25 protein-coding genes are annotated in these 25,369 nt (G+C 68.9%); 22 read left to right on the forward strand and 3 right to left on the reverse strand.

The window, feature by feature from the left end:
* The first annotated feature begins 70 nt into the window (after positions 1 to 70).
* Positions 71 to 343 (forward strand): FAD assembly factor SdhE, encoded by a 273-nt coding sequence (locus tag ACX93N_RS11575; protein ID WP_459428580.1) that lies wholly within the window; start codon positions 71 to 73, stop codon positions 341 to 343.
* On the opposite strand, the gene nadB is transcribed toward ACX93N_RS11575, so the two are convergent.
* Entirely contained in the window at positions 333 to 1,904 is a 1,572-nt protein-coding gene (nadB, locus tag ACX93N_RS11580; protein WP_459428581.1) for an L-aspartate oxidase, read from the reverse strand. The genes ACX93N_RS11575 and nadB overlap by 11 nt on opposite strands.
* A gap of 325 nt (positions 1,905 to 2,229) precedes the next feature.
* Between nadB and rpoE the strand changes: the two genes are divergently transcribed.
* The 15 genes from rpoE to adk all read left to right on the forward strand — a co-directional run bounded on the left by rpoE (position 2,230) and on the right by adk (position 16,663).
* Positions 2,230 to 2,838 (forward strand): RNA polymerase sigma factor RpoE, encoded by a 609-nt coding sequence (gene rpoE, locus ACX93N_RS11585; protein WP_459428582.1) that lies wholly within the window; start codon positions 2,230 to 2,232, stop codon positions 2,836 to 2,838.
* 16 nt (positions 2,839 to 2,854) lie between these two features.
* Positions 2,855 to 3,424: a sigma-E factor negative regulatory protein gene (locus ACX93N_RS11590; RefSeq protein ID WP_459428583.1), complete on the forward strand. Its 570-nt coding sequence runs from the start codon at positions 2,855 to 2,857 to the stop codon at positions 3,422 to 3,424.
* Positions 3,424 to 4,374 (forward strand): MucB/RseB C-terminal domain-containing protein, encoded by a 951-nt coding sequence (locus tag ACX93N_RS11595; RefSeq protein WP_459428584.1) that lies wholly within the window; start codon positions 3,424 to 3,426, stop codon positions 4,372 to 4,374. The genes ACX93N_RS11590 and ACX93N_RS11595 overlap by 1 nt, the downstream gene beginning before the upstream one ends.
* Positions 4,375 to 4,376: 2 nt before the next feature.
* Entirely contained in the window at positions 4,377 to 4,853 is a 477-nt protein-coding gene (locus tag ACX93N_RS11600) for a SoxR reducing system RseC family protein (protein ID WP_459428585.1), read from the forward strand.
* Between the two features lie 41 nt (positions 4,854 to 4,894).
* Positions 4,895 to 6,289 carry a Do family serine endopeptidase gene (locus ACX93N_RS11605; RefSeq protein WP_459428586.1) on the forward strand — a complete coding sequence of 465 codons (1,395 nt, stop codon included), beginning with the start codon at positions 4,895 to 4,897 and terminating at the stop codon, positions 6,287 to 6,289.
* Between the two features lie 179 nt (positions 6,290 to 6,468).
* Entirely contained in the window at positions 6,469 to 8,268 is a 1,800-nt protein-coding gene (lepA, locus tag ACX93N_RS11610) for a translation elongation factor 4 (protein WP_459428587.1), read from the forward strand.
* A gap of 7 nt (positions 8,269 to 8,275) precedes the next feature.
* Complete coding sequence (gene lepB / locus ACX93N_RS11615; protein ID WP_459428588.1) at positions 8,276 to 9,040, forward strand: signal peptidase I; 765 nt, start codon at positions 8,276 to 8,278, stop codon at positions 9,038 to 9,040.
* 53 nt (positions 9,041 to 9,093) lie between these two features.
* Complete coding sequence (locus ACX93N_RS11620) at positions 9,094 to 9,453, forward strand: DUF4845 domain-containing protein (RefSeq protein WP_459428589.1); 360 nt, start codon at positions 9,094 to 9,096, stop codon at positions 9,451 to 9,453.
* 7 nt (positions 9,454 to 9,460) lie between these two features.
* A complete protein-coding gene (gene rnc, locus ACX93N_RS11625) occupies positions 9,461 to 10,132 on the forward strand; it encodes a ribonuclease III (protein ID WP_459428590.1) in 672 nt (223 codons plus the stop codon).
* Positions 10,125 to 11,024 carry a GTPase Era gene (era, locus tag ACX93N_RS11630; RefSeq protein ID WP_459428591.1) on the forward strand — a complete coding sequence of 300 codons (900 nt, stop codon included), beginning with the start codon at positions 10,125 to 10,127 and terminating at the stop codon, positions 11,022 to 11,024. The genes rnc and era overlap by 8 nt, the downstream gene beginning before the upstream one ends.
* A gap of 8 nt (positions 11,025 to 11,032) precedes the next feature.
* Entirely contained in the window at positions 11,033 to 11,758 is a 726-nt protein-coding gene (gene recO, locus ACX93N_RS11635; protein ID WP_459428592.1) for a DNA repair protein RecO, read from the forward strand.
* Between the two features lie 150 nt (positions 11,759 to 11,908).
* The gene (cysM, locus tag ACX93N_RS11640; RefSeq protein WP_459428593.1) at positions 11,909 to 12,808 is read left to right on the forward strand and encodes a cysteine synthase CysM; all 900 of its coding nucleotides are present in this window, start codon (positions 11,909 to 11,911) and stop codon (positions 12,806 to 12,808) included.
* A gap of 7 nt (positions 12,809 to 12,815) precedes the next feature.
* A complete protein-coding gene (relA, locus tag ACX93N_RS11645) occupies positions 12,816 to 15,047 on the forward strand; it encodes a GTP diphosphokinase (RefSeq protein ID WP_459428594.1) in 2,232 nt (743 codons plus the stop codon).
* 11 nt (positions 15,048 to 15,058) lie between these two features.
* Positions 15,059 to 15,883: a nucleoside triphosphate pyrophosphohydrolase gene (gene mazG, locus ACX93N_RS11650; RefSeq protein ID WP_459428595.1), complete on the forward strand. Its 825-nt coding sequence runs from the start codon at positions 15,059 to 15,061 to the stop codon at positions 15,881 to 15,883.
* 129 nt (positions 15,884 to 16,012) lie between these two features.
* The gene (adk, locus tag ACX93N_RS11655) at positions 16,013 to 16,663 is read left to right on the forward strand and encodes an adenylate kinase (RefSeq protein WP_459428596.1); all 651 of its coding nucleotides are present in this window, start codon (positions 16,013 to 16,015) and stop codon (positions 16,661 to 16,663) included.
* On the opposite strand, the gene mobA is transcribed toward adk, so the two are convergent.
* The gene (mobA, locus tag ACX93N_RS11660) at positions 16,656 to 17,258 is read right to left on the reverse strand and encodes a molybdenum cofactor guanylyltransferase MobA (RefSeq protein WP_459428597.1); all 603 of its coding nucleotides are present in this window, start codon (positions 17,256 to 17,258) and stop codon (positions 16,656 to 16,658) included. The genes adk and mobA overlap by 8 nt on opposite strands.
* Before the next feature lie 71 nt (positions 17,259 to 17,329).
* On the opposite strand from mobA, the gene tsaB reads away from it, so the two are divergent.
* From tsaB to ACX93N_RS11690, 6 genes are read left to right on the forward strand one after another with little or no spacing between them, the layout of a single operon-like run.
* Positions 17,330 to 18,061 carry a tRNA (adenosine(37)-N6)-threonylcarbamoyltransferase complex dimerization subunit type 1 TsaB gene (tsaB, locus tag ACX93N_RS11665; protein ID WP_459428598.1) on the forward strand — a complete coding sequence of 244 codons (732 nt, stop codon included), beginning with the start codon at positions 17,330 to 17,332 and terminating at the stop codon, positions 18,059 to 18,061.
* The gene (locus tag ACX93N_RS11670; RefSeq protein ID WP_459428621.1) at positions 18,061 to 18,858 is read left to right on the forward strand and encodes an undecaprenyl-diphosphate phosphatase; all 798 of its coding nucleotides are present in this window, start codon (positions 18,061 to 18,063) and stop codon (positions 18,856 to 18,858) included. The genes tsaB and ACX93N_RS11670 overlap by 1 nt, the downstream gene beginning before the upstream one ends.
* Before the next feature lie 28 nt (positions 18,859 to 18,886).
* Positions 18,887 to 19,786 (forward strand): NAD(P)-dependent oxidoreductase, encoded by a 900-nt coding sequence (locus ACX93N_RS11675; RefSeq protein WP_459428599.1) that lies wholly within the window; start codon positions 18,887 to 18,889, stop codon positions 19,784 to 19,786.
* Position 19,787: 1 nt separating this feature from the next.
* Positions 19,788 to 21,083, forward strand: a complete 1,296-nt coding sequence (locus ACX93N_RS11680; RefSeq protein ID WP_459428600.1) for a M18 family aminopeptidase — start codon at positions 19,788 to 19,790, stop codon at positions 21,081 to 21,083.
* An 8-nt stretch (positions 21,084 to 21,091) separates the two neighbouring features.
* Entirely contained in the window at positions 21,092 to 22,225 is a 1,134-nt protein-coding gene (locus ACX93N_RS11685; RefSeq protein ID WP_459428601.1) for a tRNA-queuosine alpha-mannosyltransferase domain-containing protein, read from the forward strand.
* 40 nt (positions 22,226 to 22,265) lie between these two features.
* Positions 22,266 to 23,279, forward strand: coding sequence for a tryptophan--tRNA ligase (locus ACX93N_RS11690; RefSeq protein WP_459428602.1), 1,014 nt, complete (start codon positions 22,266 to 22,268; stop codon positions 23,277 to 23,279).
* Here ACX93N_RS11690 and ACX93N_RS11695 read toward each other — a convergent pair.
* Entirely contained in the window at positions 23,276 to 25,312 is a 2,037-nt protein-coding gene (locus tag ACX93N_RS11695) for a TonB-dependent receptor family protein (RefSeq protein ID WP_459428603.1), read from the reverse strand. The two genes, ACX93N_RS11690 and ACX93N_RS11695, sit on opposite strands and share 4 nt — an antisense overlap.
* Positions 25,313 to 25,369: the final 57 nt, after the last annotated feature.

Below are 25,369 nucleotides of genomic sequence, written 5' to 3' on the forward strand. Positions count from 1 at the left end.
TCCGTGTACCGCGGCGGGGGCCGGTCGGTGGCGGACACGTTATACTGCGACGCCACCGGCCCCTGGAGTGATGGCGATGATACGGGAAAACGACCACCGGCGGATGCGCTGGGCGAGCCGCCGCGGCATGCTCGAGCTCGATCTCGTGCTCGCGCCCTTTGTCGACGCCGTCTACCCGACCCTGGGCGAGGACGACCGGGCCTTGTACCAGCGCCTCATGGCCTGCGAGGATCAGGAGCTCTATGCCTGGTTTCTCGGCCGAGAGGCGCCGGAGGACCCGGCGTTGGCGACACTCGTGCGGCGCATCGTTGCCTACAAGCGCGGCGAGCAGGCTAGGGTGTGAGGATCGTGTCCCGGGCCTCGGGTAGCGGGTCCGGGTAGTCGAGGGTGTAGTGGAGGCCGCGACTCTCCCGGCGCGAGATGGCGCACCGGATCATGAGTTCGGCCACCATGGCGAGGTTGCGCAGCTCCAGCAGGTCGTTGCTGATCTTGTAGTTGCTGTAGTACTCCGCAATTTCCGCCTGCAGCAGTTCTGCCCGATGCAGTGCCCGCTCCAGGCGCTTGTTGGTGCGCACGATGCCCACGTAGTCCCACATGAAACGCCTGAGTTCATCCCAGTTGTGCGAGATCACCACGTCCTCGTCGGAGTCTGTCACCTGGCTCTCGTCCCAGGGTGGCAGCGCCGGCGCGGCCGGTGCACCGGGCCTCTTGGCCTCGATGTGCGCCGCAGCGGCACGGGCGAAGACGATGCACTCCAGCAGTGAGTTGCTGGCCATGCGGTTCGCTCCGTGCAGCCCGGTGAAAGAGCACTCGCCGATCGCATAGAGCCCGGCGAGGTCGGTCCGGCCGTGGCGGTCGACGGCGATGCCGCCACAGGTATAGTGAGCCGCGGGCACCACCGGGATGGGTTCCGATGCAAGGTCGATGCCAAAGTCACGGCAGCGGGCCATGATCGTCGGAAAGTGGGCCTCGAGGAAATCCCGCGGCTTGTGGCTGATGTCGAGGTAGACGCAGTCGATCCCGAGGCGCTTCATTTCGTGGTCGATGGCCCGCGCCACCACGTCCCGCGGCGCGAGTTCGGCGCGCTGGTCGAAGCGCGGCATGAAGCGTTCACCGTCGGGCAGCCGCAGCACCGCTCCCTCACCGCGCAATGCCTCGGAAACGAGAAAGGATTTCGCCCGCGGGTGGTAGAGGCAGGTCGGATGGAACTGGTTGAACTCGAGGTTGGCGACCCGGCAGCCGGCCCGCCACGCCATGGCGATGCCGTCGCCGCTGGCGCCGTCCGGGTTGCTCGTGTAGAGATAGGCCTTGCTGGCTCCGCCGGTGGCGAGGACCACCGCCGGGGCCTGGAAGAGGTCGACGTGTTCCGTGCCGAGGTCGAGGATGTAGGCGCCGTGGCAGTGTCCGTCGCGCACCACGAGGTCGACGGCGATGCGGTCCGTGAATACCTCGATGTTGTCTGCCGCGCGCACGCGCTCGCCCAGGACGTCGCCGATGGCGCGGCCCGTCTGGTCCGCGGCGTGGATGATACGCCGGTGGCTGTGGCCGCCCTCCATGGTCAGGTGAAACTCGTGGGCCTGCTCCGCCTCCCGCCGGTCAAAGTGCACGCCCCGGGCGACCAGCCAGTCGACACAGGCCCGGCTGTTGGCCACGGTGTACTCGACGATAGCCCGGTGGCACAGACCGCCGCCGGCGCGGAGCGTGTCCTCGACGTGGGAGTCGATGCTGTCGCGATCATGGAGTACCGCGGCCATGCCGCCCTGGGCCCAGTAGGTGGATCCCTGCTCCAGGTCACCCTTGGTGATCACCGCGACGCGCAGGGTTGACGGCAGGCTCAGCGCCGCGGTCAGGCCGGCAGCGCCGCTGCCGATGACGAGCACGTCGTGTTGCCAGTGATGGCCCATCAGGCGCGGCCCTCGGGGGGCGGGTCCGGGTGCCGGGACGGGCCCCCGCCCGGAAGCGCGGGCTGCTGTGCGGGATGACGGTTGCGACAGTGCAAAAGCGGGCGTGCCGTGAGAAGCTTTGCGGGAGTATAAACGAGCATCTCGCGCATTGGTAAATGCATAGCACGGCGGGCATTTCGGCAATTGTTGGCACTCGCGGTAACCGGCGGACGCACCCCGTTGAACTTCCGCGCGGGGCGGTGGTCTATCTCGCCAGCCACAGGGAAGGGCCGCGGCACGGCGTCGTCGGCGCCGGTTCGCGACGCAGCAGGGAGAGCCAGCGCCGGTGACGGCCGAAGCGACGGACAAGCAACTGGTCGACCGGGTGCAGCGCGGGGACAACCGCGCCTTCGACCTGCTGGTGCTCAAGTACCAGCACCGGATTCTCGGTCTCGTCGGCCGCTACGTGCAGGATGCGGACGAGGTGCAGGACGTTGCCCAGGAGGCCTTTATCAAGGCCTACCGGGCAATGCCGGGCTTTCGGGGTGAGAGCGCGTTCTATACCTGGCTCTACCGCATTGCTATCAACACCGCGAAGAACCACCTGGTTTCGCGGTCGCGGCGCCCTCCCGGGGCGGATGTCGAGGTGGAGGATGCGGAGCACTTCGAGAGCGGTGGCGCCCTGCGGGATCTCGAGAATCCCGAGAATGCCCTGTTTGGCGAGGAATTGAAGGCGGTGGTGGAAGCCGCCATCGAGGAATTGCCGGAGGATTTGCGGACCGCGGTAACGTTGCGGGAATTTGATGGTCTCAGTTACGAGGATATCGCCGATGTGATGGACTGTCCCGTGGGCACGGTACGATCGCGGATCTTCCGCGCACGCGAGGCCATCGACATCCGGGTGCGGGCACAGCTTGCCGGCGAAGTGGCGCCGGAGCGGAGGAAACACCAGTGAACGGTTGGAGTGAGGCATGAACGAGGCACTGCGCGAATCCCTGTCAGCAGTCATGGACGGGGAGGGTGATGACCTCGCCCTGCGCCGCCTCCTGGCGCGATCCGACGACGCGGAGGTGCGGGGTAGCTGGTCCCGCTACCACCTCGCCCGCGATGCCCTCAAGGGCCACGGCACGGCGGTGAGCATGGATATCTCCGGCGCGGTGCGCGCCGCGATCGACGCGGAGGAAACGCCGCGGCGGCGCGGCCCCCGCAGCTGGCGCTCCCTGGCAAGTTTTGCCATCGCAGCGTCGGTCACTGCCGTCGTGGTCCTGGGCGGCCGGGAACTGGCCGGCGTCGGTGACCGGCCGGGTACGGTGCCGATGGCGGCACCGGTCGGCCTGGTGAACACGCTCGGCGCTTCACCGGTGCGGGCGAGCTACGGCGCCCGGCCGGTGCCCGCGCTACAGCCCACTACCGCCGGCGCCTATGACGAGCTCGCCCGGCAACGGCTGCGACGTTACAGTCAGGCGCACGCCGAGCAGGCCGCGCTGAATACTCCCCAGGGCCTTATTCCCTTCGCGCGGGTGCCGGAGCTAGACCGCTGATGGAGGGTGCCGCCGTGCCGCGCTGGCTGCTCGCGCTGACGCTCGCCACAAGCGGGCCGGCGGCGCTCGCCCAGGGCTGCCCGAAGACCGATCCGGAGGCGATGGCGCTCCTCTCGGCCCTGGCCGGCCGGGCCGAGGCTGTGACTTACGAGGGCGTGCTGACGCTGCAGCGGGGCAATGGCCAGCGCATGATGACGTTGCGACACGGCGTGGAGGACGAGCGTGTTTCCGAGGCCCTCACCCTGCTGACAGGGCAGGAGGCGCAGGTTGTGCGCGATGACCACCCGCTCGACTGTGAGCACCCCGGGCACCGGCTGCTACGCGCCGCCGCCGACCTTGAGCACGGCGATTGCGGTCTGGCCGGACACTACCGGATCAGCACAGCACCCGGCGAACGCGTCGCCGGTCGCCAGTCCGTGCGCCTGCTGCTGCAGCCCAGGGACATGTACCGCCACGGCTACGTCTTCGAGCTCGACCGCGAGTCGGCCGTGCTCCTCAAGGGCACCATCGTCGGGGCGGGCGGCCGCGCCCTTGAGCGGTTCCAGTTCGCGAGCGTCAAGGTTGGCGCTGTGGCTCCCGGGGCATCCGAAGGGCCGGCGGCCGTCGTCCACCGCGCCGCGCACCCTCATCCGGCAACGCCCGAGGCCGGCCCGACAGCGGGCCTGCATTGGGTGCCGGGCTGGTTGCCCGCCGGCTTCGTCGCCACCGACGGCGCGGGCGCAAACAGCCTGCGCCGCTCCTACACGGATGGCATGGCGACGTTTTCTGTCTTTGTCGAGCGCCTCCGCGAACCGCTCCGGCCCGGCGAGGGCGTCGTCCGCGAGGGCAGTACCGTGTCCTATGCCCGGGGGCTCACCCTGGGCACGGCCCCGGTGCTCGTTACCGTCCTCGGGGAGATTCCCGTGAACACCGCCCGCATGGTTGCGGATGCGGTGCGACGGGTTCGCTGAGCATGCTGCGGGAAACGGGCCGGGTCGTCGCCGTCGAGGCGGGCAGCGTCTGGGTGGAGACCATCCGCAAGAGCACCTGTGGTGCCTGCGCGGCCAGCAAGGGCTGCGGCCACGGTCTGCTGGAGCGCTATGCGAGCGGCCAGCGGGGCCTCGTTCGCGTACTGCCAGGGCCGCGCCTGGCTCCGGGCGACTGCCGCATCGACGACCAGGTCATGATCGAGCTGCCCGAGGCCGTTGTGCTGCGCGGCTCTTTCATCGTCTATGCACTGCCGCTCCTCACCCTGCTTGCCGGTGCGGCAGTGCCCGCCCTGGCCGGGGCCCCGGGCGATGTCCCTGCGGCCCTCGGGGCGGCGGGTGGCCTGCTGGCCGGCCTGGCGCTCGTGCGCTGGCATGGCTGGCGTCACCGCCATGACCGGCGGCTGCAGCCTTCGCTGGCAGAAATCGTCGAGCGCGCTGCGGAACCGCTCGCGCTTCGCTAGCATTCCCCATTGTCATTGTTGTTCCCGCCAAGGAGTTACCCATGATTCCACAAGGCATCCTGCACCGTTCGCTGTTGCTTTTCGCCTGTCTGCTCCTGCCCGCGCTGGCCTCGGCCCGCGAGCTCCCCGATTTCCGCGAGATTGTTGCCGAGCAGTCCCCGGCCGTGGTGAAAATCCTGGTGGAAAGCCGCAGCGGCGGTCATCCGCGTTTCGACACGGAGGAGATTCCGGAGTACCTGCGCCGCTTCTTCGAGTTCCGTGGCGAGCCGCCGGGCCCGCGGGAGCGCATGTCCCTCGGCTCCGGCTTCGTCATCTCCGACGACGGCTACATTGTTACCAACAACCACGTGGTCGAGGGTGCCGACAGCGTCGTGGTTCGCCTTATCGACCGCCGCGAATACGACGCCGAGGTTATCGGCACGGACCCCCGCTCTGATCTCGCGCTCCTGCGCATCGAGGCGGAGGACCTGCCGGTGCTGCGTCTCGACGAGGAAGACGACCTGGTGGTGGGGGAGTGGGTACTGGCCATCGGCTCGCCCTTCGGACTTGATTATTCGGTCACCGCCGGCATCGTTTCGGCGATGGGGCGCAGCCTGCCGACGGAGCGCAACGAGAACTACGTGCCTTTCATCCAGACCGATGTGGCCATCAACCCGGGCAACTCTGGTGGTCCGCTGTTCAACCTCGACGGCGAGGTGGTCGGTGTGAACTCGCAGATCTACACCCGCAGCGGCGGTTCCATCGGGCTGTCCTTCGCCATCCCGGTCAGCGTCGTGCGCAATGTCGTCGAACAGCTCAAGGCCGAGGGGCGGGTGACCCGCGGCTGGCTCGGGGTCACGATCCAGGACGTGGATCGCAATCTCGCCGAGTCCTTTGACCTCGAGCGGCCCATGGGTGCCCTTGTGGCCCAGGTGGCACCGGGGAGTCCCGCAGAGGATGCGGGCATCGAGCCCGGTGACGTCATCATCAGCTTCGATGGCGAGACCATAGATACCTCCGCGGATCTGCCCCACGTGGTGGGCCTGCTCCGGCCGGGTGTCGAGGTCGATGCCGTGGTGGTGCGCAACGGGCGCCGGCGGACGCTCGAGGTCGAGGTCGGCGGGCTCGATGCCGACGACGATCCGCGGGTGGCTGCGGCCGGCAGCGATGGCGACAGCGCGCGCATCGGTATCACGGCAGAGACCGCTGCGCCGGAAACCCTCGAGCGCTGGGGCATCAGCGGCGGTGTGGTGGTGCGCAGCGTCGTGCCGGACTCCCCGGCGGAGGAGGCGGGCATCCTCGCGGGCGACGTGCTTACCTTGGTCGGCTCGACGCCGGTAAAGGATCTCGACAGCCTGCGCGAGGCCCTGGAGGCGCAGCAGCCGGGCAGCTCCGTTCCCCTGCGGCTGATCCGCCGGGGCGCGCCGCTGTTCATCGGACTGCGCCTGCCCGAATAGCGCGCCAGCCCGGCAGGCGCCCGGGCATCGCAGCTGCCTGCGCATAGCAGGCGCCGACGGGCTGGGTTACAATCCGCGCCCCTGGAACCGGCGGCGCCCCTGCGCCGCCATTCATTGCCGGCACGGGGCCCCGCGGGGTCGCGCGCCCTTTCATGCGCCTCGGCGCCGGATCCTGCTGCGTGAGCGACCTGGAACACATCCGCAATTTCTCGATCATTGCCCATATCGACCACGGCAAGTCGACACTCGCGGACCGCTTCATCCAGCACTGCGGTGGCCTCACGGGCCGTGAGATGGCCGAGCAGGTGCTCGATTCGATGGATCTAGAGCGCGAGCGCGGCATTACCATCAAGGCGCAGAGCGTCACCCTTGACTACACGGCCCGCGACGGGCAGGTCTACCAGCTGAACTTCATCGATACGCCGGGGCACGTGGACTTTTCCTACGAGGTGTCCCGCTCCCTCTATGCCTGTGAAGGAGCGCTGCTGGTAGTGGACGCCGGGCAGGGTGTCGAGGCGCAATCCGTGGCCAACTGCTACACGGCGATCGAGCAGGGCCTCGAGGTGCTGCCGGTGCTCAACAAGATGGATCTCCCGCAGGCGGACCCGGACAAGGTGCGCCTTGAGATCGAGGAGATCATCGGCATCGACGCCAGCGAAGCCTGCCTGGTCAGCGCCAAGACCGGGCTCGGTATCGAGGACGCCCTCGAATACCTTGTCGCGCACATCCCGCCGCCTGCCGGAGATCGCGAGGCGCCGCTGCAGGCGCTGATCATCGACTCCTGGTTCGACAACTACCTGGGCGTGGTCTCGCTGGTGCGGGTCAAGCAGGGCGTGCTGCGCAAGCGTGACCGGATCGTCACCAAGTCCACGGGCAAGACCCACCAGGTGGACGGTGTCGGCATCTTCACCCCCAAGCGCCGGGAGACGGACCTGCTCCAGGCCGGGGAGGTCGGCTATGTCATCGCCGGTATCAAGGACATTGCCGGGGCCCCGGTGGGCGATACGCTGGTCAGCGCCCAGCATGCGGACGTGCCGGCGCTGCCCGGCTTCCAGAAGGTCAAGCCGCAGGTGTATGCTGGCATCTTCACCGTCTCCACTGACGACTATGAGGATTTCCGCGACGCCCTCGCCAAGCTGACCCTGAACGACGCCTCGCTGTTCTACGAGCCGGAAACTTCAGACGCTCTCGGCTTCGGTTTCCGCTGCGGCTTTCTCGGCATGCTGCACATGGAGATCATCCAGGAGCGGCTCGAGCGGGAATACGACCTGGACCTCATCACCACGGCGCCGACGGTGATCTACGAGGTCGTCAGGAAGAGTGGCGAGGTTATTTATGTCGATAACCCCTCGTCGCTGCCGGACGTCGGCGATATCGAGGAAATGCGTGAACCGATCGCCCGCTGCAGCATCCTGGTGCCACAGGAGTACCTCGGCAACGTGATCACGCTGTGCGTCGAGAAACGCGGCGAGCAGAAGGACATGCAGTTCCTCGGCAGCCAGGTGTCGCTGACCTACGACATCCCGATGGCGGAGGTGGTACTCGACTTCTTCGACCGGCTCAAGAGCGTGAGCCGTGGCTACGCCTCCCTCGAGTACAGCTTCGACCGCTTCGAGGCGGCGAGCCTCGCCCGCCTGGACGTGCTCATCAATGGCGAGCGGGTGGATGCGCTGGCGATCATCGTGCACCGGGACCAGGTGCAGCATCGCGGCCGGCAGCTCACGGAGAAGATGAAGGAACTGATTCCCCGGCAGATGTTCGACGTGGCCATCCAGGCCGCCGTCGGCAGCAAGATCGTCGCGCGGCAGACAGTCAAAGCCCTGCGCAAGAATGTTACCGCCAAGTGTTACGGCGGTGACGTGACCCGCAAGCGCAAGCTGCTCGAGAAACAGAAAGCCGGGAAAAAGCGCATGAAACAGGTGGGGCGCGTGGAGATTCCCCAGTCCGCCTTCCTGGCAGTACTACAGGTGGACAGCTGAGGCCGGCATGAGTATCGATTTTCCCCTGATCCTGCTGCTCGCCGTCGCCTTCACCGGTGGCGCATGGCTGTTCGATGCGCTCGTCCTCGCGCCGGCGCGGCGCAAGCGGGGAGAGGAGGGCGCCTCGGAGCCAGTGGTCGTGGAGTACTCCAAGTCCTTCTTCCCCGTGCTTTTCGTGGTTTTCGTGCTCCGCTCCTTCGTGGTGGAGCCTTTCCAGATCCCGTCCTCCTCGATGGTCCCGACGCTCGAGGTAGGCGATTACATCCTGGTCAACAAGTTCACCTACGGCATCCGCCTGCCCGTGTTGCGCACAAAGGTGATCGACCTTGGCGAGCCGGAGCGCGGCGACGTGATGGTGTTCTTCCCGCCGCACATGAACAAGACCTACTACATCAAGCGGGTAATCGGTATTCCCGGTGATCAGGTGACGTACCGCAACAAGCGGCTCTACGTCAACGGCAAGCGGGTACCCGAAGAGCTCCTGGCGGTGGTGCCCGGCGGCCGCTCCCGGCAGCAGGTCAGCCTCGCCGCCTTCGGTGGACGTAACCACCTCGTGCAGGAAGACCTGGCGCGGCCGTCCCGGGACTTCTCCATCACCGTGCGTCCGGGGCACTACTTCATGATGGGGGATAACCGGGACAACTCCAGCGACAGCCGCGTTTGGGGGCAGGTGAGTGAAAGGGATATAGTCGGCAAGGCGTTCGCGGTCTGGATGCACTGGGACTCGCTGTTCAGTATCCCGAGCTTCAGCCGCGTCGGTGTCATAGAATAGACGAGCGACGGCAGCGGAGCACAGGCATGGCGGCAATCCACAGGCAGCGGGGGATGTCCCTTCCGGCAATGCTCATCATCGCGATGATGGTGGGCTTCTTCATCATGGTCGGTCTGCGTATGGCGCCGTCCTACATCGATTACCTGCAGGTCAAGGAGGTGGTGACCAAGGTCGCGGGGGAATACAACCGCGAGGAGGACACCATTGCCGACGTGCGCCGCAGACTGGCCACGCTGCTCAACACGAACCAGATCTATGGCATCGACTACAAGGACATCGAGGTCTTCCGCGAGGAGGGGCGGACCTGGATCGACGCGCGCTACGAGGCGCGGGTTCCTGTGGCCTGGCGCATCGACGCGGTCATCAAGTTCGACGACCTCAAGTACGAGGCCGGCCGCAGCTACTCGGACTGAAGCCCCGGTGCAGCTTGACCGCCTCGAGGGTGCCATCGACTACCGCTTCGAAGACCGCGAGCTCCTCGAGCGCGCGCTCTCCCATCGCAGCGTCGGGCGCAGGAATAACGAGCGCCTCGAGTTCCTGGGTGACTCTGCACTGAATCACCGCGTTGCCGAGCGCCTCTTCCACCGTTTCCCCGACGCGGACGAGGGCGAACTCTCACGCATGCGCGCGGCCCTGGTCCGCGGTGACACGCTGGCGGCCGTGGCCCGGCGCCTCGGCATCGGTGATCACCTGCGCCTGGGGCCCGGTGAACGCAAGAGCGGGGGGCGCCGGCGCGGTTCCATCCTGGCAGACGCCCTCGAGGCCCTCGTCGGTGCGGTGCTCATCGACGGCGGCCCGGGGGCCTGTGCCGCCCTCGTGGACCGTATCCTGGAGGGGGAGCTTGCCGCCCTGGCGGGCGGAGGCGCGGGCAAGGATCCGAAGACCAGGCTGCAGGAATACCTGCAGGGGCGCGGTTTAGCTCTGCCGAGCTACGAGCTTGTATCCGTAGAGGGCAGCGAGCATGCCCGCGAATTCGAGGTGGCCTGCCGCCTTGAGGCACCGGCCTGCGAGGCCCGGGGCAGTGGCAGCAGCCGCCGCCGGGCGGAGCAGGCTGCCGCGCGCGCCGTCCTGGAGGCTCTCGAGCATGGCTGAGGCAACCCGGGCCGGCTATGTTGCCCTGGTCGGGCGGCCGAACACGGGCAAGTCCACGCTGCTCAACTACCTCGTCGGGCAGAAGCTCAGCATCACCTCGCGCAAGCCCCAGACCACGCGTCACCAGATCCTCGGTATTCGCAGCGAGAGCGGCTGGCAGGCGGTTTATGTCGATACGCCGGGAATGCACAAGGGCAGTGAGCGGGCCATCAACCGGGTCATGAACCGCGCGGCCAGGGCGGTCCTCGGCGATGTCGACGTGATCGTCATGGTGGTGGACCGTACCGTGTGGACCGACGAAGACGAGCGCGTGCTCGAGCAGGTCAGCGACAGCGGCGTGCCGGTGATCCTCGCGGTCAACAAGGTCGACCTCCTGGCAGACAAGCGTGTGCTCCTCCCGCACCTTGAGGCCCTCAGCCAGCGCGCCGACTTCGCGGCCATCGTGCCGCTCTCGGCGCTGCGCGAGGTGAACCTGGACGAACTCGATGCCGAAGTACTGAAGCGCTTGCCGGAGGGGGACTTCTTCTTTCCGGAGGACCAGGTCACGGACCGAACCGAGCGCTTCCTCGCTGCGGAAATCGTCCGTGAGAAGATCACCCGCCAGCTCGGCGACGAGCTGCCCTATGCCACGGCCGTGGAAATCGAGGAGTTCGCCGAGGACGGCGCGGTGCTGCACATCAGTGCGCTGATCCTGGTCGAACGCCGCGGGCAGAAGCGCATTGTCATCGGCGAGGGCGGTTCGCGGCTGCGCGCGATCGGCACGGAGGCGCGCAAGGACATGGAGCGGCTCTTCGACCAGAAGGTCATGCTGCGTCTCTGGGTGAAGGTTCGCGCCGGCTGGTCCGACGACGAGCGCGCCCTCAAGAGCCTCGGCTACGACGAGCGCGGCTAGCACATCCCATGCGGGAGTCCCTGCAGCCCGCCTATCTCCTGCACCGGCGCCCGTACCGCGAGAGCAGCCAGCTACTCGAGCTGCTGACGGCGGAGTACGGGCGCGTTGGCGCGGTCGCCCGCGGGCTGCGCCGGCGCAGCCGGGGCGGCAGTCCCGGCGCGCTGCTGCAGCCTTTTGCGCCGCTTCTCGTCGACCTCTCGGGCCGCGGGGAGCTGAAAACCCTGGCCGGCGTCGAAAGCGGCGGCGGCCTCGCACCGCTGCGCGGTGATGCGCTGCTCTCGGGGTTTTACGTGAACGAGCTGCTCGTGCGCCTGCTGCACCGGGACGACCCACAGCCCGCGGTGTTCGCGAGCTATGCAGCGGTGCTCGCCGCCCTGGCTGACGCCGGGCCCATCGAGCCGGCGCTGCGGCGCTTTGAGTGCGAGCTGCTGGAGGCGCTGGGCTACGCCGTGGCGTTCGACCACGACGCCAGGGCCGGCGTGGCGGTGGCGGCTTCCGGCCGCTACCTGTTCGAGCCGGGGGTGGGCCTGTGCGCACAGCGCACCGGGGCCGAGGGTAGCAGCTTCGCGGGTGCGGACCTGCTGCGAGCGGCGGCCGGCGATTTCACCGGCACTGCCGGGAAGGCGGCCAAGGGCGTTCTGCGCAGCGCCCTCGGGGAGCTGCTCGGAGAGCGTCCGCTGCGCAGCCGGCAGCTGTTCCTGCGCCGCCGTGAGCGGGGTGGCGACGACCACTGACGCCTGTGGCGGGCGCCTCCCCGCGGCGGCTGCGGCGGTGAGGTCCCTGCCAACGCTGTCGCGGCGAGGGCGCCGTGCACACAGCGCGGGTCGCGGCGAGGGCACCGCTCCTACTATACTCTGCGGCCTGTTACGGGAAGGGAACGCACCATGCCCGACTACCCCACCATCGAGAGTTGCATCGGCAACACGCCGCTGGTCCGCCTGCAGCGCCTGCCGGGCAGGACGAGCAACACCCTGCTGGCCAAGCTCGAGGGCAATAATCCTGCCGGGTCGGTGAAGGACCGGCCGGCGTTGTCCATGATCGTCGAGGCGGAGCGCCGCGGCGACATCACACCGGGCGATACGCTGGTGGAGGCCACCAGCGGCAACACGGGGATCGCGCTGGCCATGGCGGCGGCCATTCGGGGTTACCGCATGGTGCTCATCATGCCCGAGAGTGCGAGCAGCGAGCGCAAACTCGCCATGCGCGCCTACGGCGCCGAGCTCGTCGAGGTCAGTGCCGAAGCCGGCATGGAGGGCGCCCGGGATCTGGCCGAGGCGATGGAGCAGGAAGGCCGGGGCCGGCAGCTGAACCAGTTCTCCAACCCCGACAACCCCCTGGCTCACTTCCGCGGCACCGGGCCCGAACTCTGGCAGCAGACGGGCGGAGCGATCACCCACCTGGTGAGTTCCATGGGGACCACGGGAACGATCATGGGCTGCTCGGCCTATCTCAAGACGCAGAATCCCGACGTGCAGATCGTCGGTCTGCAGCCGACGGAGGGCGCCGCCATTCCCGGGATCCGCCGTTGGCCCGAGGCCTACCTGCCGAAGATCTTCGAGCCGGCGCGGGTCGACCGGGTGATGGACATCTCCCAGGAGGAGTCCGAGGAAACGATGCGCCGCCTCGCGGCCGAGGAGGGCATCTTCTGTGGCGTCTCCGCCGGCGGGTCCGTCGCCGGTGCCCTGAGGCTTTCGGCCGAGGTCGAGAACGCCACCATCGTCGCCATCATCTGCGATCGCGGCGACCGCTACCTGTCCACCGGCGTCTTCGGCGCGGGCAGCTGAGGCGGCGGTGGTCCAGGTTCGCGACCAGGCGTGGATCGACGAAGACGGGCACGCGGATGTGCGCGCCTGGCTCGCGCAGCTGCCGCTGGCACTCGAGGCCACCGATGCCGAGCGGGTTTCGTCGGCGGCCCACTGCGCCGCTGATGCCGTGGCCCGGCCCGGCCTGGATCTCGATGACTGGTGCGCCGATTCCGACTGCCTGCTCGCCGGCCTCGAGACAGCGCAGATCCTCGCCGAACTTCAGGTCAGCGCCGACTGCCTCATGGCCGGCCTTCTCTATCGCGCGGTGCGCGAGGAGCGCCTGCCTCTGGCGCAGGTGGAGGAACGTTTCGGCAGACCCACGGCGCAGCTGCTCGAAGGCGTGCTGCGCATGGCTGCCGTGTCGGACCTGCGCAAGACCGGGGACGAGCGGGTGCTCGGGCAGGCCGACGCCCAGCGCGATAACCTGCGCAAGATGCTGGTCGCGATCGTCGACGATGTCCGCGTCGCCCTGATCAAGCTCGCCGAACGCACCTGTGCGATCCGCGCCGTCAAGAACGACCGGCAGCGCCGCGAGCCCATCGCCCGGGAGGTGTTCGATGTCTACGCGCCGCTGGCACACCGCCTCGGCATCGGTCACCTCAAATGGGAGCTGGAGGACCTGTCTTTCCGCTACCTGCACCCGGATGCCTACGGCAAGATCGCCCGGCTGCTGGACGGTAAGCGCCGCGAGCGGGACCTGTTCATCCGCCGGGTCTCGGAGCAGCTGCAGGTCGTCCTGCACAACGCCGACATCCACTTCGAGATCTCCGGCCGGGCAAAGCATATTTACAGCATCTGGCGAAAGATGCAGCGCAAGGGCATCGGCTTCTCCCAGGTCTACGATATCCGCGCCGTGCGCATCCTCGTGCCCAGCGTCGCCGATTGCTACGCGACCCTTGGCCTGGTGCATGGGCTCTGGCGCAACATCCCCAATGAATTCGACGACTACATCGCGAACCCGAAGGAGAACGGTTACCGCTCCCTGCATACCGCGGTCATCGGCCCCGAGGGCAAGATCCTCGAGGTTCAGATCCGCACCTTCCAGATGCACGAGGAGGCCGAGCTTGGCGTGTGCGCGCACTGGCGCTACAAGGGCTCGGACCTGAGCGGACGGCTCGGCAGCAGCTACGACGAGAAGATCGCCTGGCTGCGGCAGGTGCTCGACTGGCACGAGGAGGGCGACGCCGAGGGCATTGCCGAGGAGTTGCGCGCCGACATCACCCAGGACCGCGTCTACGTGTTCACGCCGAAGGGCGATGTGGTCAGCCTTGCTGCGGGCGCCACGCCCCTGGATTTCGCCTACCACGTGCATACGGAGGTCGGACACCGCTGCCGCGGCGCGAAGGTCAACGGCCAGATCGTGCCGCTGACCTACGCGCTGCAGACCGGCGAGCGGGTGGAGATCCTCACCGGTCGCCAGGATCAGCCGCGCCGGGACTGGCTGCAGCCGGGGCTGGGCTACCTGCGCACGAGCCGCGCGCGGGCGAAGGTGCAGCAGTGGTTCAAGAGCCAGGCCCGGGAGGAGAACATCGATGCCGGGCGCCAGCTGCTGGAGCGTGAGTTCCGGCGCATGGCCCTGACCAGCGTCGACTACAAGCGCATCGCCGCCAAGGTGCAGCAGCCGACCGTGGAGGACATGTACGCGGCCGTGGGTGCCGGGGACCTGTCGTCGTCGACGGTGGTCAACGCCGCCCAGGACCTGGTCGGCGACCGGCCGCAGCCGAAGCTGCGCGTGGCGGCGTCGCCCGGACGGCGCCGCGCCCGCGCCGGCAAGGTCGAGGTGCAGGGAGTCGGCAACCTGCTCACGCACATGGCAGGCTGCTGCAAGCCGCTGCCCGGCGACCGCATCGTGGGCTATATCACCCAGGGACGCGGGGTCAGTGTGCACCGGGCCGATTGCCAGCGGGTGATACAGTTTCAGGAGGAGGCGCCCGAGCGCATCATCGAGGTCGACTGGGGCGCTGCCGAGGGCGAGCGTTTCGAGGTCGACCTGGCCATCGAGGCCTACGACCGCCAGGGCCTCCTGCGCGATGTCACTGCGCTGTTCGCCAGCGCGCGCATCAACGTACTGGCCATCAACACCCTGTCCAACAAGAATACGCACACGGTGGCCATGCGCCTCACGGTGGAGATCAGCGACCTCGGCTCCCTGGCCAAGCTGCTCGAGCGCCTGAACCGCCTGAAGAACGTGATTTCCGCTGCCCGCCTGGACCGCTGAAGGAGACCCCCGTGCCCGAAGACCGCTACGGCCTCGACGATCTGCTGCGCATCATGGAACGGCTCCGGGACCCGGAAACGGGCTGCCCCTGGGACCTGAAGCAGGATTTTGCCAGTATCGTGCCGTCCACCATCGAGGAGTGCTACGAGCTCGCCGAGGCCATCGAGCACAGCGACTTCGACCACGTCGCCGAGGAACTCGGGGACGTGCTCTTCCAGGTCGTGTTCTACGGCCAGCTGGGCCGGGAAGCCGGGCTCTTCGACTTTCCGGGCATCGTGCACACGCTGGCCGACAAGCTCGTGCGCCGACACCCGCACGTCTTCGCTGACGGTGACATCGAGGGGATTGTCCGCGGCGACCTCGACGAGCGGCAGGTCAAGGAGCAGTGGGAAGCGATCAAGGCCGAGGAGCGGCGGGCACGGGACCAGGTCCATGCGCTCGCCGACGTGCCCGTGGCGATGCCGGCCCTGCCCCGGGCGCAGAAACTGCAGAAGCGCGCCGCCCGGGTGGGCTTCGACTGGCACGGCCCCGAGGGCGTCCTCGCGAAGCTCGACGAGGAGCTCGCGGAACTGCGCGAGGCCATGGCGGCCGGGGATGACGCGGCGATCACCGAGGAAGTGGGCGACCTGTTTTTCACCTGCGTCAACCTCGCGCGACAGCTCAAGGTCGACGGCGAGACCGCGCTGCGCGGCGCCAACGCGAAATTCGAGGCGCGTTTCACCGCGATGGAAGACGCGATGCAGGCCGAGGGCCGGTGCCTCGAAGACCTCGACGCGCAGGCCCTGGAAGAGCGCTGGGTGGCGGCGAAGGCGGCCCTGGCTTCGACGACAGGGTAGGCTGGCGGCTTCGGGCCCGCCCTTGTGCCCGCCTGAGCCGCTGTGTAAGGTTGGGCCCCTTCCGGACGGGGCCGGTGCGGACGCCGTGCGGCCACGTCTCCCGAGCGACTGCAACGACGAGGAAAGCGTATGCGTCTGATACTCCTGGGTGCTCCCGGCGCCGGCAAGGGAACGCAAGCGAAGTTCATCACCGAGCGACTCGGGATTCCCCAGATATCCACGGGCGACATGCTGCGCGCGGCGGTCAAGGCAGAGACTGAGCTCGGTCTCGCCGCGAAGGCGGTCATGGATGCCGGTGGCCTCGTATCGGACGACATCATCATCGGCCTGGTCAACGAGCGTATCGCGGAGCCCGATTGCCAACGCGGTTTTCTCTTCGACGGTTTCCCGCGGACCATTCCCCAGGCGCAGGCGATGGTCGACGCCGGCGTAGATCTCGACCACGTACTGGAAATCGCCGTGGACGACGAGGAGATCGTGGGCCGGCTGTCGGGGCGCCGCGTGCACCCGGCCTCCGGGCGCGTCTACCACGTGGAGCACAACCCGCCGAAGGAACCCGGCGTCGACGATGTCACCGGGGAGCCGCTGGTGCAGCGCGACGACGACAGGGAAGAAACGGTGCGCAAGCGCCTGGCGGTCTACCATGAGCAGACCAGTCCCCTTGTCGCCTTCTATCGCGAAATGGAGGGCGACCGCGCCCCGGCCTGCCACCGCGTGGAGGGGGTGGGCTCCGTGGACGATATCCGCGACCGGGTCTTCGAGGCCATCGGCATCAGCTGACCCGGGTTCCCGGGGGGATGCTCGCGGCCCCCGTGTTGTAATTCGCGAAGGCGCTGCCCGGGCCGGGGAAAGCCACGGCCTGACCCGAAAGCGTTGCGTACCACCCCCGCACACTGCGACCACCGGCCTCGAGGTAGCTCGTGACCCCGAGTGCCGCGCTGCGAGTGAGGAGCGCGCAGAGATAGTGGTCGCGGCCATCGGCCCGCGCCCAGGCCACGGCGCGATCGCACGCGGGCAGGGCCGCGCGGAGCCTGGCGACCAGGTCTGCCGGCAGTCCGGGGACGTCACAGGGGGCCAGTGCCAGCAGCCAGCCTTCGCGGAGCGCCGGCAGGACAGCCTCCACCCCGGCCAGCGGACCCTGGTAGGGCGGCCGGCGGTCGCGAACGATGCCGTCGCCGAGCGCCGCGTAGTCCTCCGGATGGCGGTTGCAGGCCACCAGCAGCTGTTCCACCTGGGGGCGCAGGCGCCCGGCGGCGGCCGCGGCGAGCGTCGTCGGGCCGAAGGGGAGCAATCCCTTGTCGACGCCGCCGGCGCGGCGGCCGGCGCCGCCGGCCAGGAGCAGACCGAGAACCGGTGGCGATGGCGGTGCGGGCATGGCGTCTCCCTGGGTGAGCGTCCGCCAAGTATGGGATACTTGCGCCCCGATCCGCGACCCTGGAGCAAGCCATGAGCGAGGGCACTGCCGTGCTCGCCGTGGAAACGGCGACCGATGCCTGTAGCGTTGCCCTCGCCCTCGGCGGGGAACTCCGCAGCCGCCACGAACTGGTGCCCCGGCAGCACCAGCAGCGTCTCTTTGCCATGCTGCGGGAACTTGCCGGGGACCGGCCCCTGGCGGCCCTCGGCCTGGACCTCATCGCCTACGGGCGGGGGCCCGGTTCCTTTACCGGGCTCCGCATTGCGGCGGCCGCTGCCCAGGGGCTCGCGTTCAGCCTCGGCCTGCCGGTGGCGGGCATCCCGACCCTCGGCGCCCAGGCGCGCACGGCGCTGCGGCAAGGCGCCGTGGCGCCGGACGCGGTCATCCTGAGTACCATCGACGCGCGCATCGGCGAGCTCTACTGGGCACTGTACGACGCGGCCGACGGCCTGCCGCAGGCCCTTACGGCGCCCGGGGTTTGCCGCCCTGAGGCGCTGCCAGTCGCGGCGGTTGCCGGCGCCGCCGCCGGCCGTCCCCTCTACCTGGTCGGCTCCGGCGCTGTGCTTGCGGGCGCGTTTCCCGCCGGCCTCCCGCCCTTCGCGGGCGTGTCCCCGGCGCTGCTCCCGGAGGCCGTGGACCTGGTGCCGCTGGCGCGCGCGAGCCTCGCCGCGGGCGAGGCCGGTGGCGCGGACACGGTCGCGCCCCTCTACGTACAGGGCGGGGACCGCTGGAAGACCATCGCCGAGCAGGGCCGGGCCCAGTGATCGAACCCTGGCAAGCGGCGCTTCTCGCGCTGGTGCAGGGGCTGACGGAGTTCCTGCCCATCTCCAGTTCGGCGCACCTGGTGATCCCGGGGCTGGTGTTCGGCTGGCCGGACCAGGGCCTGGCCTTCGATGTGGCCGTGCATGTGGGCACGCTGGCCGCCGTGCTGCTCTACTTCCGCCGCGATCTCGCCACGCTCGCCGCCGGCACCGGCGGCGCGCTGCAGGCGCGACGCCTGACGGCGCCGGCCCGGGAGGTCCTCGCGCTGGCGGTGGCGACGCTGCCCGTGGTGATGGTGGGCTTTCTCGCAGAAGACTGGATCGAGGAACGGCTGCGCACCCTGCCGGTGATCGCGGCTACGACGCTGCTCTTCGGCCTCCTGCTGGTGGTGGCGCACCGGGCCAGCCGGCACCGGGGCGTCGCCACGGTGACGCTCGCCGTGGCCCTGGCGGTGGGGCTCGCGCAGGTGCTTGCCCTGGTACCGGGCACCTCGCGCTCGGGGATCACCATGACCGCGGCCATGCTCCTCGGTGTCGAGCGCACGGCGGCGGCGCGCTTTTCCTTCCTGCTCTCGATTCCCGTGATCGCCGGCGCCGGGCTGCTCAAGGGCGTGGAGCTTGCGGCGGCCCCCGCGCCGGCACCCTGGCTCGCGCTGGCCCTGGCGGCGCTCCTCGCCGGCGCCTGCGCCTACAGCTGCATCGCGCTGTTCCTGCGCTGGGTGGCGCGCCTCGGCCTGCTGCCCTTCGCCGCCTACCGGGTCGGCCTTGCGCTGGTGCTGTACGCGCTGTGGTTGGCATAATGTCCGTTTTCCACCCACTGGAGTCACCATGAAGGTCGCATTTATCGGCCTCGGCGTCATGGGTTATCCCATGGCGGGGCACCTGGCAGCGGCCGGGTACGAGGTAACCGTCTACAACCGCACTGCCGCCCGGGCCGAGGCCTGGTGTGCGGAACACGGCGGCGGCCACGCCGCGACACCGGCAGAAGCCGCGGCGGGGGCCGACATGGTCTTCGTCTGCGTCGGCAACGACGACGACGTGCGCGAGGTGGTCCTCGGCGCGCGCGGCGCACTCCCGGCCATGGCGGCGGGAAGCCTGCTCGTCGACCACACGACTGCCTCCGCTGCCCTGGCGCGGGAACTGCAAGGGGCCGCTGCGGAACGGGGCGTCGCGTTTCTTGACGCGCCGGTCTCCGGCGGCCAGGCCGGCGCCGAGAACGGCGCGCTCACGATCATGGCCGGCGGCGACGAGGATGCCTTCGCCCATGCGCAGCCCGTGCTCGCCGCCTACGCGCGCTGCGCCCGGCGCCTCGGGCCGGCGGGAAGCGGGCAGCTCGCCAAGATGGTCAACCAGGTCTGCATTGCCGGTGTTGTGCAGGGGCTCGCCGAGGGTCTCGCCTTCGCGGAGCGTGCCGGTCTCGATGCCGCGGCGGTGGTCGAGGTGATTTCCCAGGGCGCCGCGCAGTCCTGGCAGATGGAGAACCGCTACAAGACCATGCTCGCCGGCGAGTACGAGCACGGTTTTGCCGTGGACTGGATGCGCAAGGATCTCGGCCTGGTCCTGGAGGAAGCGGACCGCCACCGGCTCGGCCTGCCCCTGACCAGCCTGGTTGATGCCTTCTACGCTGACGTACAGCACATGGGCGGCGGGCGCTGGGACACCTCCAGCCTGTACGCCCGCATGCGCGCCATTGCGACTCTCGGCCAGGACGGCAGCGAGGAGGGGTGAGGTGACCGGCACCGGCTTCAACGCGGGCCTGCTCGCGTTCCTCGAGCGCGCCACGACGCCCTTCCACGCCGTGGCTGCGCTGGCCGAGGCGCTGGAGCTGGCGGGTTACAGCGCGCTGCCGGAGGACCGCAGCTGGTCCCTTGCGCCCGGGGGGCGCTATTACGTTACCCGCAACGGCTCGAGCCTGGTCGCCTTTCGCCTCGGCGAGGAGCGCACCGCGGGACTGCGCATGGTCGGCGCGCACACGGACAGCCCCTGCCTGATGGTGAAGCCGAACCCGGACCTCACCCGTCACGGCTGCTATCAGCTGGGGGTCGAAGTCTATGGCGGCGCCCTGCTGAATCCCTGGTTCGATCGCGACCTCTCTCTCGCCGGACGGGTGTGCTACAGCGGCCGGGATGGCGCCCTGGCGACGGCCCTGGTGGATCTGCGCCAACCGGTGGCGATCATCCCCAGCCTGGCGATCCACCTCGACCGCGAGGCGAACAGCAACCGCAGCGTCAATCCGCAGACCGACATCCTGCCGCTCCTGTGCCTGCCCGGCGACGGTGAGGAGCCCGCGCTGCGGACGCTGCTCATGGAACACCTGCGCGGTATGGGCCTGGATCCGATGGAGGTGCTCGACTACGAGCTCAACCTCTACGACACCCAGCCCCCGGGGCAGGTCGGCCTGCAGGGGGAGTTCATCACCAGTGCGCGCCTGGACAATCTGCTGTCCTGCTACACGGGGCTGCGTGCACTGCTGGAAAGTGATGAGGGCCAGCCGGCGCTGCTGGTCTGCAACGATCACGAGGAGGTCGGCAGCGTCTCCGCCGCCGGCGCCCAGGGGCCTTTCCTGCGCTCGGTGCTCGAGCGCATCGCCGGGGACGCGGAGGCCTGTGCCTGCCTCGTCGACCGCTCGATGCTCATTTCCGCGGACAATGCGCACGCCGTGCACCCGAACTTTCCGGACCGGCACGACGGCAACCACGGCCCGAGGCTCGGCGGGGGCCCGGTGATCAAGCTCAACGTGAACCAGCGCTACGCCAGCAACAGCGAGACATCTGCGCTGTTCCGGCAGCTGGCGGCGCAGGTCGGTGTGCCGGTGCAGAGCTTCGTCACCCGCACCGACCTGGCCTGCGGCAGCACCATCGGTCCGCTCACGGCGGCCGAGGTCGGGGTGCGGACCCTGGATGTCGGGGTACCGACCTATGCCATGCATTCGATTCGCGAGACCGCGGGCAGCCAGGACGCGCTGGCGCTGTGCCGCGTCCTGCGTGCGTTCTACGAGGCCCCGGAACCGCTGTTCCCGCGTTGATGCGGCGCGTGCTGCTGCTGTCGGCCTACGCCGCCGACAGCCACGAATACTGGCGCCGCAGTGTCGCGGCCCTGCTGCCGGACCACCGGTTCACAGTGCTTACGCTGCCCCCGCGGCACTTCAGCTGGCGCCTGCGCGGCAACGCCCTGTACTGGGCCAGCACCGAGCGGGCGGTCCTCGAGGCCGGCTACGAAGCTGTCGTCGCAACCTCCCTGGTCGACCTCGCCACGCTGCGCGGGCTGGTGCCCGCGCTGGGGTCGGTGCCGACGCTGCTCTACTTTCACGAGAACCAGTTCGCCTACCCGCCGGCCGAGCGGCAGCAGGGTCGCGTCGAGGCACAGATCACCGGCCTCTACAGTGCGCTGGCGGCGGACCGGCTCGCCTTCAATTCGCGCTGGAACCGCGACAGCTTCCTTCGCGGCGTGGCCGAACTCCTGGCCCGCCTGCCGGACCGGGTGCCCCCCGGCATCGTCGATAACCTGGCCGCCCGCAGCGAAGTGCTGCCCGTCCCCCTTGCGGCCGATGTGGGCGCGCCTGGGGAGGGCCCGGTGCCTGGCGCGCACCCCTTCAGTGGTGACGGCCCCTACCGGGGGCCAGCCGGGCGCCCGCTGCGCGTGGCGTGGCTCGGCCGTTTCGAATACGACAAGGGGCCCGAGCGGCTGCACGCCCTTGCGCGCAGTCTCGCCGGCGGTCCGCGGCCGGTGGAACTCGCGCTCGTCGGCCGTCGTTTTCGCCGCGAGCCCGAGGCCTTCGCCGCGCTGCCGGCGCTGCTCGGCGAGCGACTCGTCCACCGTGGCTACCTGCCGGCCAGGGCGGAGTACCTGGCGCTGCTTTCTGCGGCAGACATCGCCCTGTCCACGGCGCGGCACGAGTTCCAGGGCATCGCGGTGCTCGAGGCGGTGGCGCGGGGCTGCCTGCCCTGTGTGCCCGACGGGCTGTCCTACCCCGAGCTGTACCCGGCGCGCTTCCGCTATCCCGTGGGTGAGACGGCGGAAGAGGAGGGCCGGCGTGCCGCGGCGCTGATCGACACGCAGGCCGAGGGGCTGGCCGCCGGGATGCTGGAGGCGCCTTCCGTGGCACCCTGGGAGGGCCCGGCGCTCGCGCCGCGCTACGCCGGGGTACTGGATAGCATTGGCCGGTAAAACCGGTATCATTGGCGGCTTTTCCTAAGGGGCCAGGGGCATGGGCAAGCAGCGGTATCTCACCGGCATCACCACCACCGGGACGCCGCACCTCGGCAACTACGTGGGCGCCATCCGGCCCGCGATCGAGGCGGTGAATGCCGGCGGTGCCGAGTATTTCTTTTTTCTCGCCGACTACCACGCCCTCATCAAGTGCCCTGACCCCGCACAGGTGCGGCGCTCCTCCCGGGAGATCGCAGCGACCTGGCTGGCCCTGGGGCTGGATACGGACAGCGCCGTGTTCTACCGGCAGTCCGATGTGCCGGAAATTCCGGAGCTCACCTGGATTCTCGGCTGCAGTGCCGCCAAGGGCCTCATGAATCGCGCCCATGCCTACAAGGCGGCGGTGCAGGCCAACGAGGAGGCGGGGGAGGACCCGGATCACGGGGTGACCATGGGCCTGTTCAATTATCCGGTGCTCATGGCCGCGGACATCCTCATGTTCAACGCTACGCACGTCCCCGTGGGTCGCGACCAGCTCCAGCACCTGGAGATGGCGCGGGACATCGCCCAGCGCTTCAACCACAACTTCAGCGAGCTGTTCACGCTGCCCGATGCGGTGGTGGACGACAGTGTCGCGGTGCTCCAGGGCCTCGACGGGCGCAAGATGAGCAAGAGCTACGGCAACACGATCCCGCTTTTCGAGGGAGAGAAGAAGCTGCGCAAGGCCATCAACAGGATCAGGACCAACCTCCTCGAGCCGGGGGAGCCGAAGGACCCGGACAGCTCCACGGTATTCCAGGTCTGGTCGGCCTTCGCGCCGCCGGCCGAGGTGGACCGCATGCGAGCCGAGTTCGCCGCGGGTATCGCCTGGGGCGAGGCCAAGAAACAGCTCTTCGAGCTGATCAACGACGAACTGGCGCCGGCCCGCGAGCGCTACGAAGCACTCCTGGGCGACCCGGGACACATCGAGGCCGTGCTCAAGGCGGGCGCCGAACGCGCCCGGGCGGAGGCCGTACCGCTCATGCAGCGCGTGCGCGAGGCGGTGGGCATTGCGCCCATGGACACCGCCTAGAAGCGATAGCTGACGCCGATGCCGCCGTAGGCATTGCGCCCCGGTGCCGGTTCGAAGAAGCGGTTGAAGTTCTGGTTGACGCGGATGTTGGCGAAGTAGGTCTCGTCAAAAAGGTTGTTGATGCCGAGGTAGGGGCTCACGGCCAGCGCCCCCAGCCGGTACTGCCGCCCGAAACGCAGGTTGCTGACCGTGTAGCCGTCGACCCGCGCAACCGGACTGTTGGCATCGTTCGCGTAGAGTTCCCCCACCCGCAGCAGGTCCCAGGTGGCGTACCAGCCCGCGCTGTGGGTCCAGGCCAGCTCGGCGAAGAGCTGCGATTCCGGGACTCCCGGCAGCGTGTTGCCGTCGAAGGTCTCGCCCCCGGCGCTGTAGCGGTCGTAGCGGAAATCGTTGTAGCTCCAGGCGAGGGTCAGGCGCAGGCCCGCTGCAAGGCGCGCTTCCGCGGCGAGCTCCAGGCCCTCGCGGGTCGAGGCGCCGGCATTGCGATAAAACACGTCGCCGTTGGCCTCGAAGGGCACCAGCTCGTCCTCGAGATCGATGCGAAAGACGGCCAATTCATAGCGCAGCCGGTCTCCGTACAGGCCCTTGACCCCGATCTCGTAGTTGGTCGAGGTCTGCGCCTCCAGGGTTTCGAGGAAGCCCGGCCCCGCCGGGTTCTCGAGCTGGTTGAGGCTGGGTGTCTCGAAGGAGGTGGACAGGTTGGCGTAAACGTTCGCCCAGGGCAGTGGTGACCAGAGCAGGCCCGCCATGGGCGTGAACTCCTCGAAGGTGATGGCCCCGGAGTCGTCGCCGTTCGCCAGGAAGTCGTCGCGAAGCTTGAAGTCCAGCGACTCGTAGCGCCCGCTCAGCCGGAGTGCGAGCGCATCGGTGAGCGCGAGCTCGTCCTGCAGGTACAGCGCCACGCTGTCCACCGACTCCCGCTGCCGCTGGGTCAGCGTGCCCCGGTTGCCCTCGCGGTCGGCGTCGAAGCGCTCCCGGTCATCTTCCTGCGTCGTCAGCTCGACACCGGCAACGAGGCGGTTGCCGCGGCCGAAGAGCGTACCCGCCAGGCGGTATTCGGCGCCGCCGCCGATGTAGTGGCGATCGAAGGTGGTGTGATCCACGAAGGGGCAGGGCAGCCGGGCGTCGAACTCGCGATCGAGCAGATAGCCGCGCAGGCGCAGCGACTGGCCCTCGCCGAGCGCCTTGCGCAGCACCACGCCGGTACGGTACTGGTCCGCGGTTTCGCGGACGCCGCAATCGATGCTGTTCTGGCGTGCCCGGTCCCGCGGCCCTTCGGCCAGCTCCGCGGGCGTGAGGGCGCCGGGGTCGCGTGCGGTCTTGTCGAGGGCGGCGAGCACCGCGGTAAGCTCCAGGGTCGGGTCGACGTCGTAGTGAAAGGTGGAGTTGACCGTGGTCGTCTCGGCCTGCGCATGATCGCGGAAGCCATCCAGGTCCTGGCGGCGTACGCTGGCAAGGTAGCCGAGTTTTCCGCTCCTCCCGCTCGCCTTGAGCTGCAGCTGCCGCTGGCCGTAATCGCCCGCCGTGGCCCGGGTTTCGATGGTCGGCCGGGGAGCGGGTTTCTCACTGTAGATGTTGATGGCGCCGCCGGCGGCGGTGCCGAACAGGGCCGCCGAGGGCCCCCGCAACACCTCGACCCGTCCCATGGAGCCCATGTCGAGATCATCGACCTGGCTCGTTCCGTCCGGGGTGGTCAGCGGGATGTCGTCCACGGCGATGCGGATCCCGCTCTGACCGAACTGCGCCCGGGCGCCGAAGCCCCGGATGGCGATGCGCAGGTCCTGGTTGAGGTTGTAGCGGTTCTGAAAGAAGACCCCGGGTACGCGGGTCAATGCTTCGTCGATACCGATCTGCTGCCGCCCCAGCTGGATATCCTCGCGGGTGACGGCGGTAATGGCAAAGGGGGTGCGCTCCACCGTGTCATCGAGGCGGGGAGAGGTGACGACGACCTCATCGATTTCCGCGGCTGCCGAGGCCGGCAGGGCGATCAGAGCCGGCAGGAAGAGTGCGGCAGCGCGGCGCAGAACGGGCATCGGGGTTTCCTTCTGACAACAGAGCGCCGCACTATAACAAAGCGCGTCGCTGCAAAA

Source organism: Pseudohaliea sp. (assembly GCF_054552115.1).

Excerpts from the sequence above, each read along its gene's own strand:
- ACX93N_RS11575 (WP_459428580.1), top strand. The coding sequence starts at position 71 with ATGGCGATGATACGGGAAAACGACCACCGGCGGATGCGCTGGGCGAGC.
- nadB (WP_459428581.1), bottom strand. The coding sequence starts at position 1,904 with ATGGGCCATCACTGGCAACACGACGTGCTCGTCATCGGCAGCGGCGCT.
- ACX93N_RS11590 (WP_459428583.1), top strand. The coding sequence starts at position 2,855 with ATGAACGAGGCACTGCGCGAATCCCTGTCAGCAGTCATGGACGGGGAG.
- ACX93N_RS11595 (WP_459428584.1), top strand. The coding sequence starts at position 3,424 with ATGGAGGGTGCCGCCGTGCCGCGCTGGCTGCTCGCGCTGACGCTCGCC.
- ACX93N_RS11600 (WP_459428585.1), top strand. The coding sequence starts at position 4,377 with ATGCTGCGGGAAACGGGCCGGGTCGTCGCCGTCGAGGCGGGCAGCGTC.
- ACX93N_RS11605 (WP_459428586.1), top strand. The coding sequence starts at position 4,895 with ATGATTCCACAAGGCATCCTGCACCGTTCGCTGTTGCTTTTCGCCTGT.
- lepB (WP_459428588.1), top strand. The coding sequence starts at position 8,276 with ATGAGTATCGATTTTCCCCTGATCCTGCTGCTCGCCGTCGCCTTCACC.
- ACX93N_RS11620 (WP_459428589.1), top strand. The coding sequence starts at position 9,094 with ATGTCCCTTCCGGCAATGCTCATCATCGCGATGATGGTGGGCTTCTTC.
- era (WP_459428591.1), top strand. The coding sequence starts at position 10,125 with ATGGCTGAGGCAACCCGGGCCGGCTATGTTGCCCTGGTCGGGCGGCCG.
- recO (WP_459428592.1), top strand. The coding sequence starts at position 11,033 with ATGCGGGAGTCCCTGCAGCCCGCCTATCTCCTGCACCGGCGCCCGTAC.
- cysM (WP_459428593.1), top strand. The coding sequence starts at position 11,909 with ATGCCCGACTACCCCACCATCGAGAGTTGCATCGGCAACACGCCGCTG.
- adk (WP_459428596.1), top strand. The coding sequence starts at position 16,013 with ATGCGTCTGATACTCCTGGGTGCTCCCGGCGCCGGCAAGGGAACGCAA.
- mobA (WP_459428597.1), bottom strand. The coding sequence starts at position 17,258 with ATGCCCGCACCGCCATCGCCACCGGTTCTCGGTCTGCTCCTGGCCGGC.
- tsaB (WP_459428598.1), top strand. The coding sequence starts at position 17,330 with ATGAGCGAGGGCACTGCCGTGCTCGCCGTGGAAACGGCGACCGATGCC.
- ACX93N_RS11675 (WP_459428599.1), top strand. The coding sequence starts at position 18,887 with ATGAAGGTCGCATTTATCGGCCTCGGCGTCATGGGTTATCCCATGGCG.
- ACX93N_RS11690 (WP_459428602.1), top strand. The coding sequence starts at position 22,266 with ATGGGCAAGCAGCGGTATCTCACCGGCATCACCACCACCGGGACGCCG.
- ACX93N_RS11695 (WP_459428603.1), bottom strand. The coding sequence starts at position 25,312 with ATGCCCGTTCTGCGCCGCGCTGCCGCACTCTTCCTGCCGGCTCTGATC.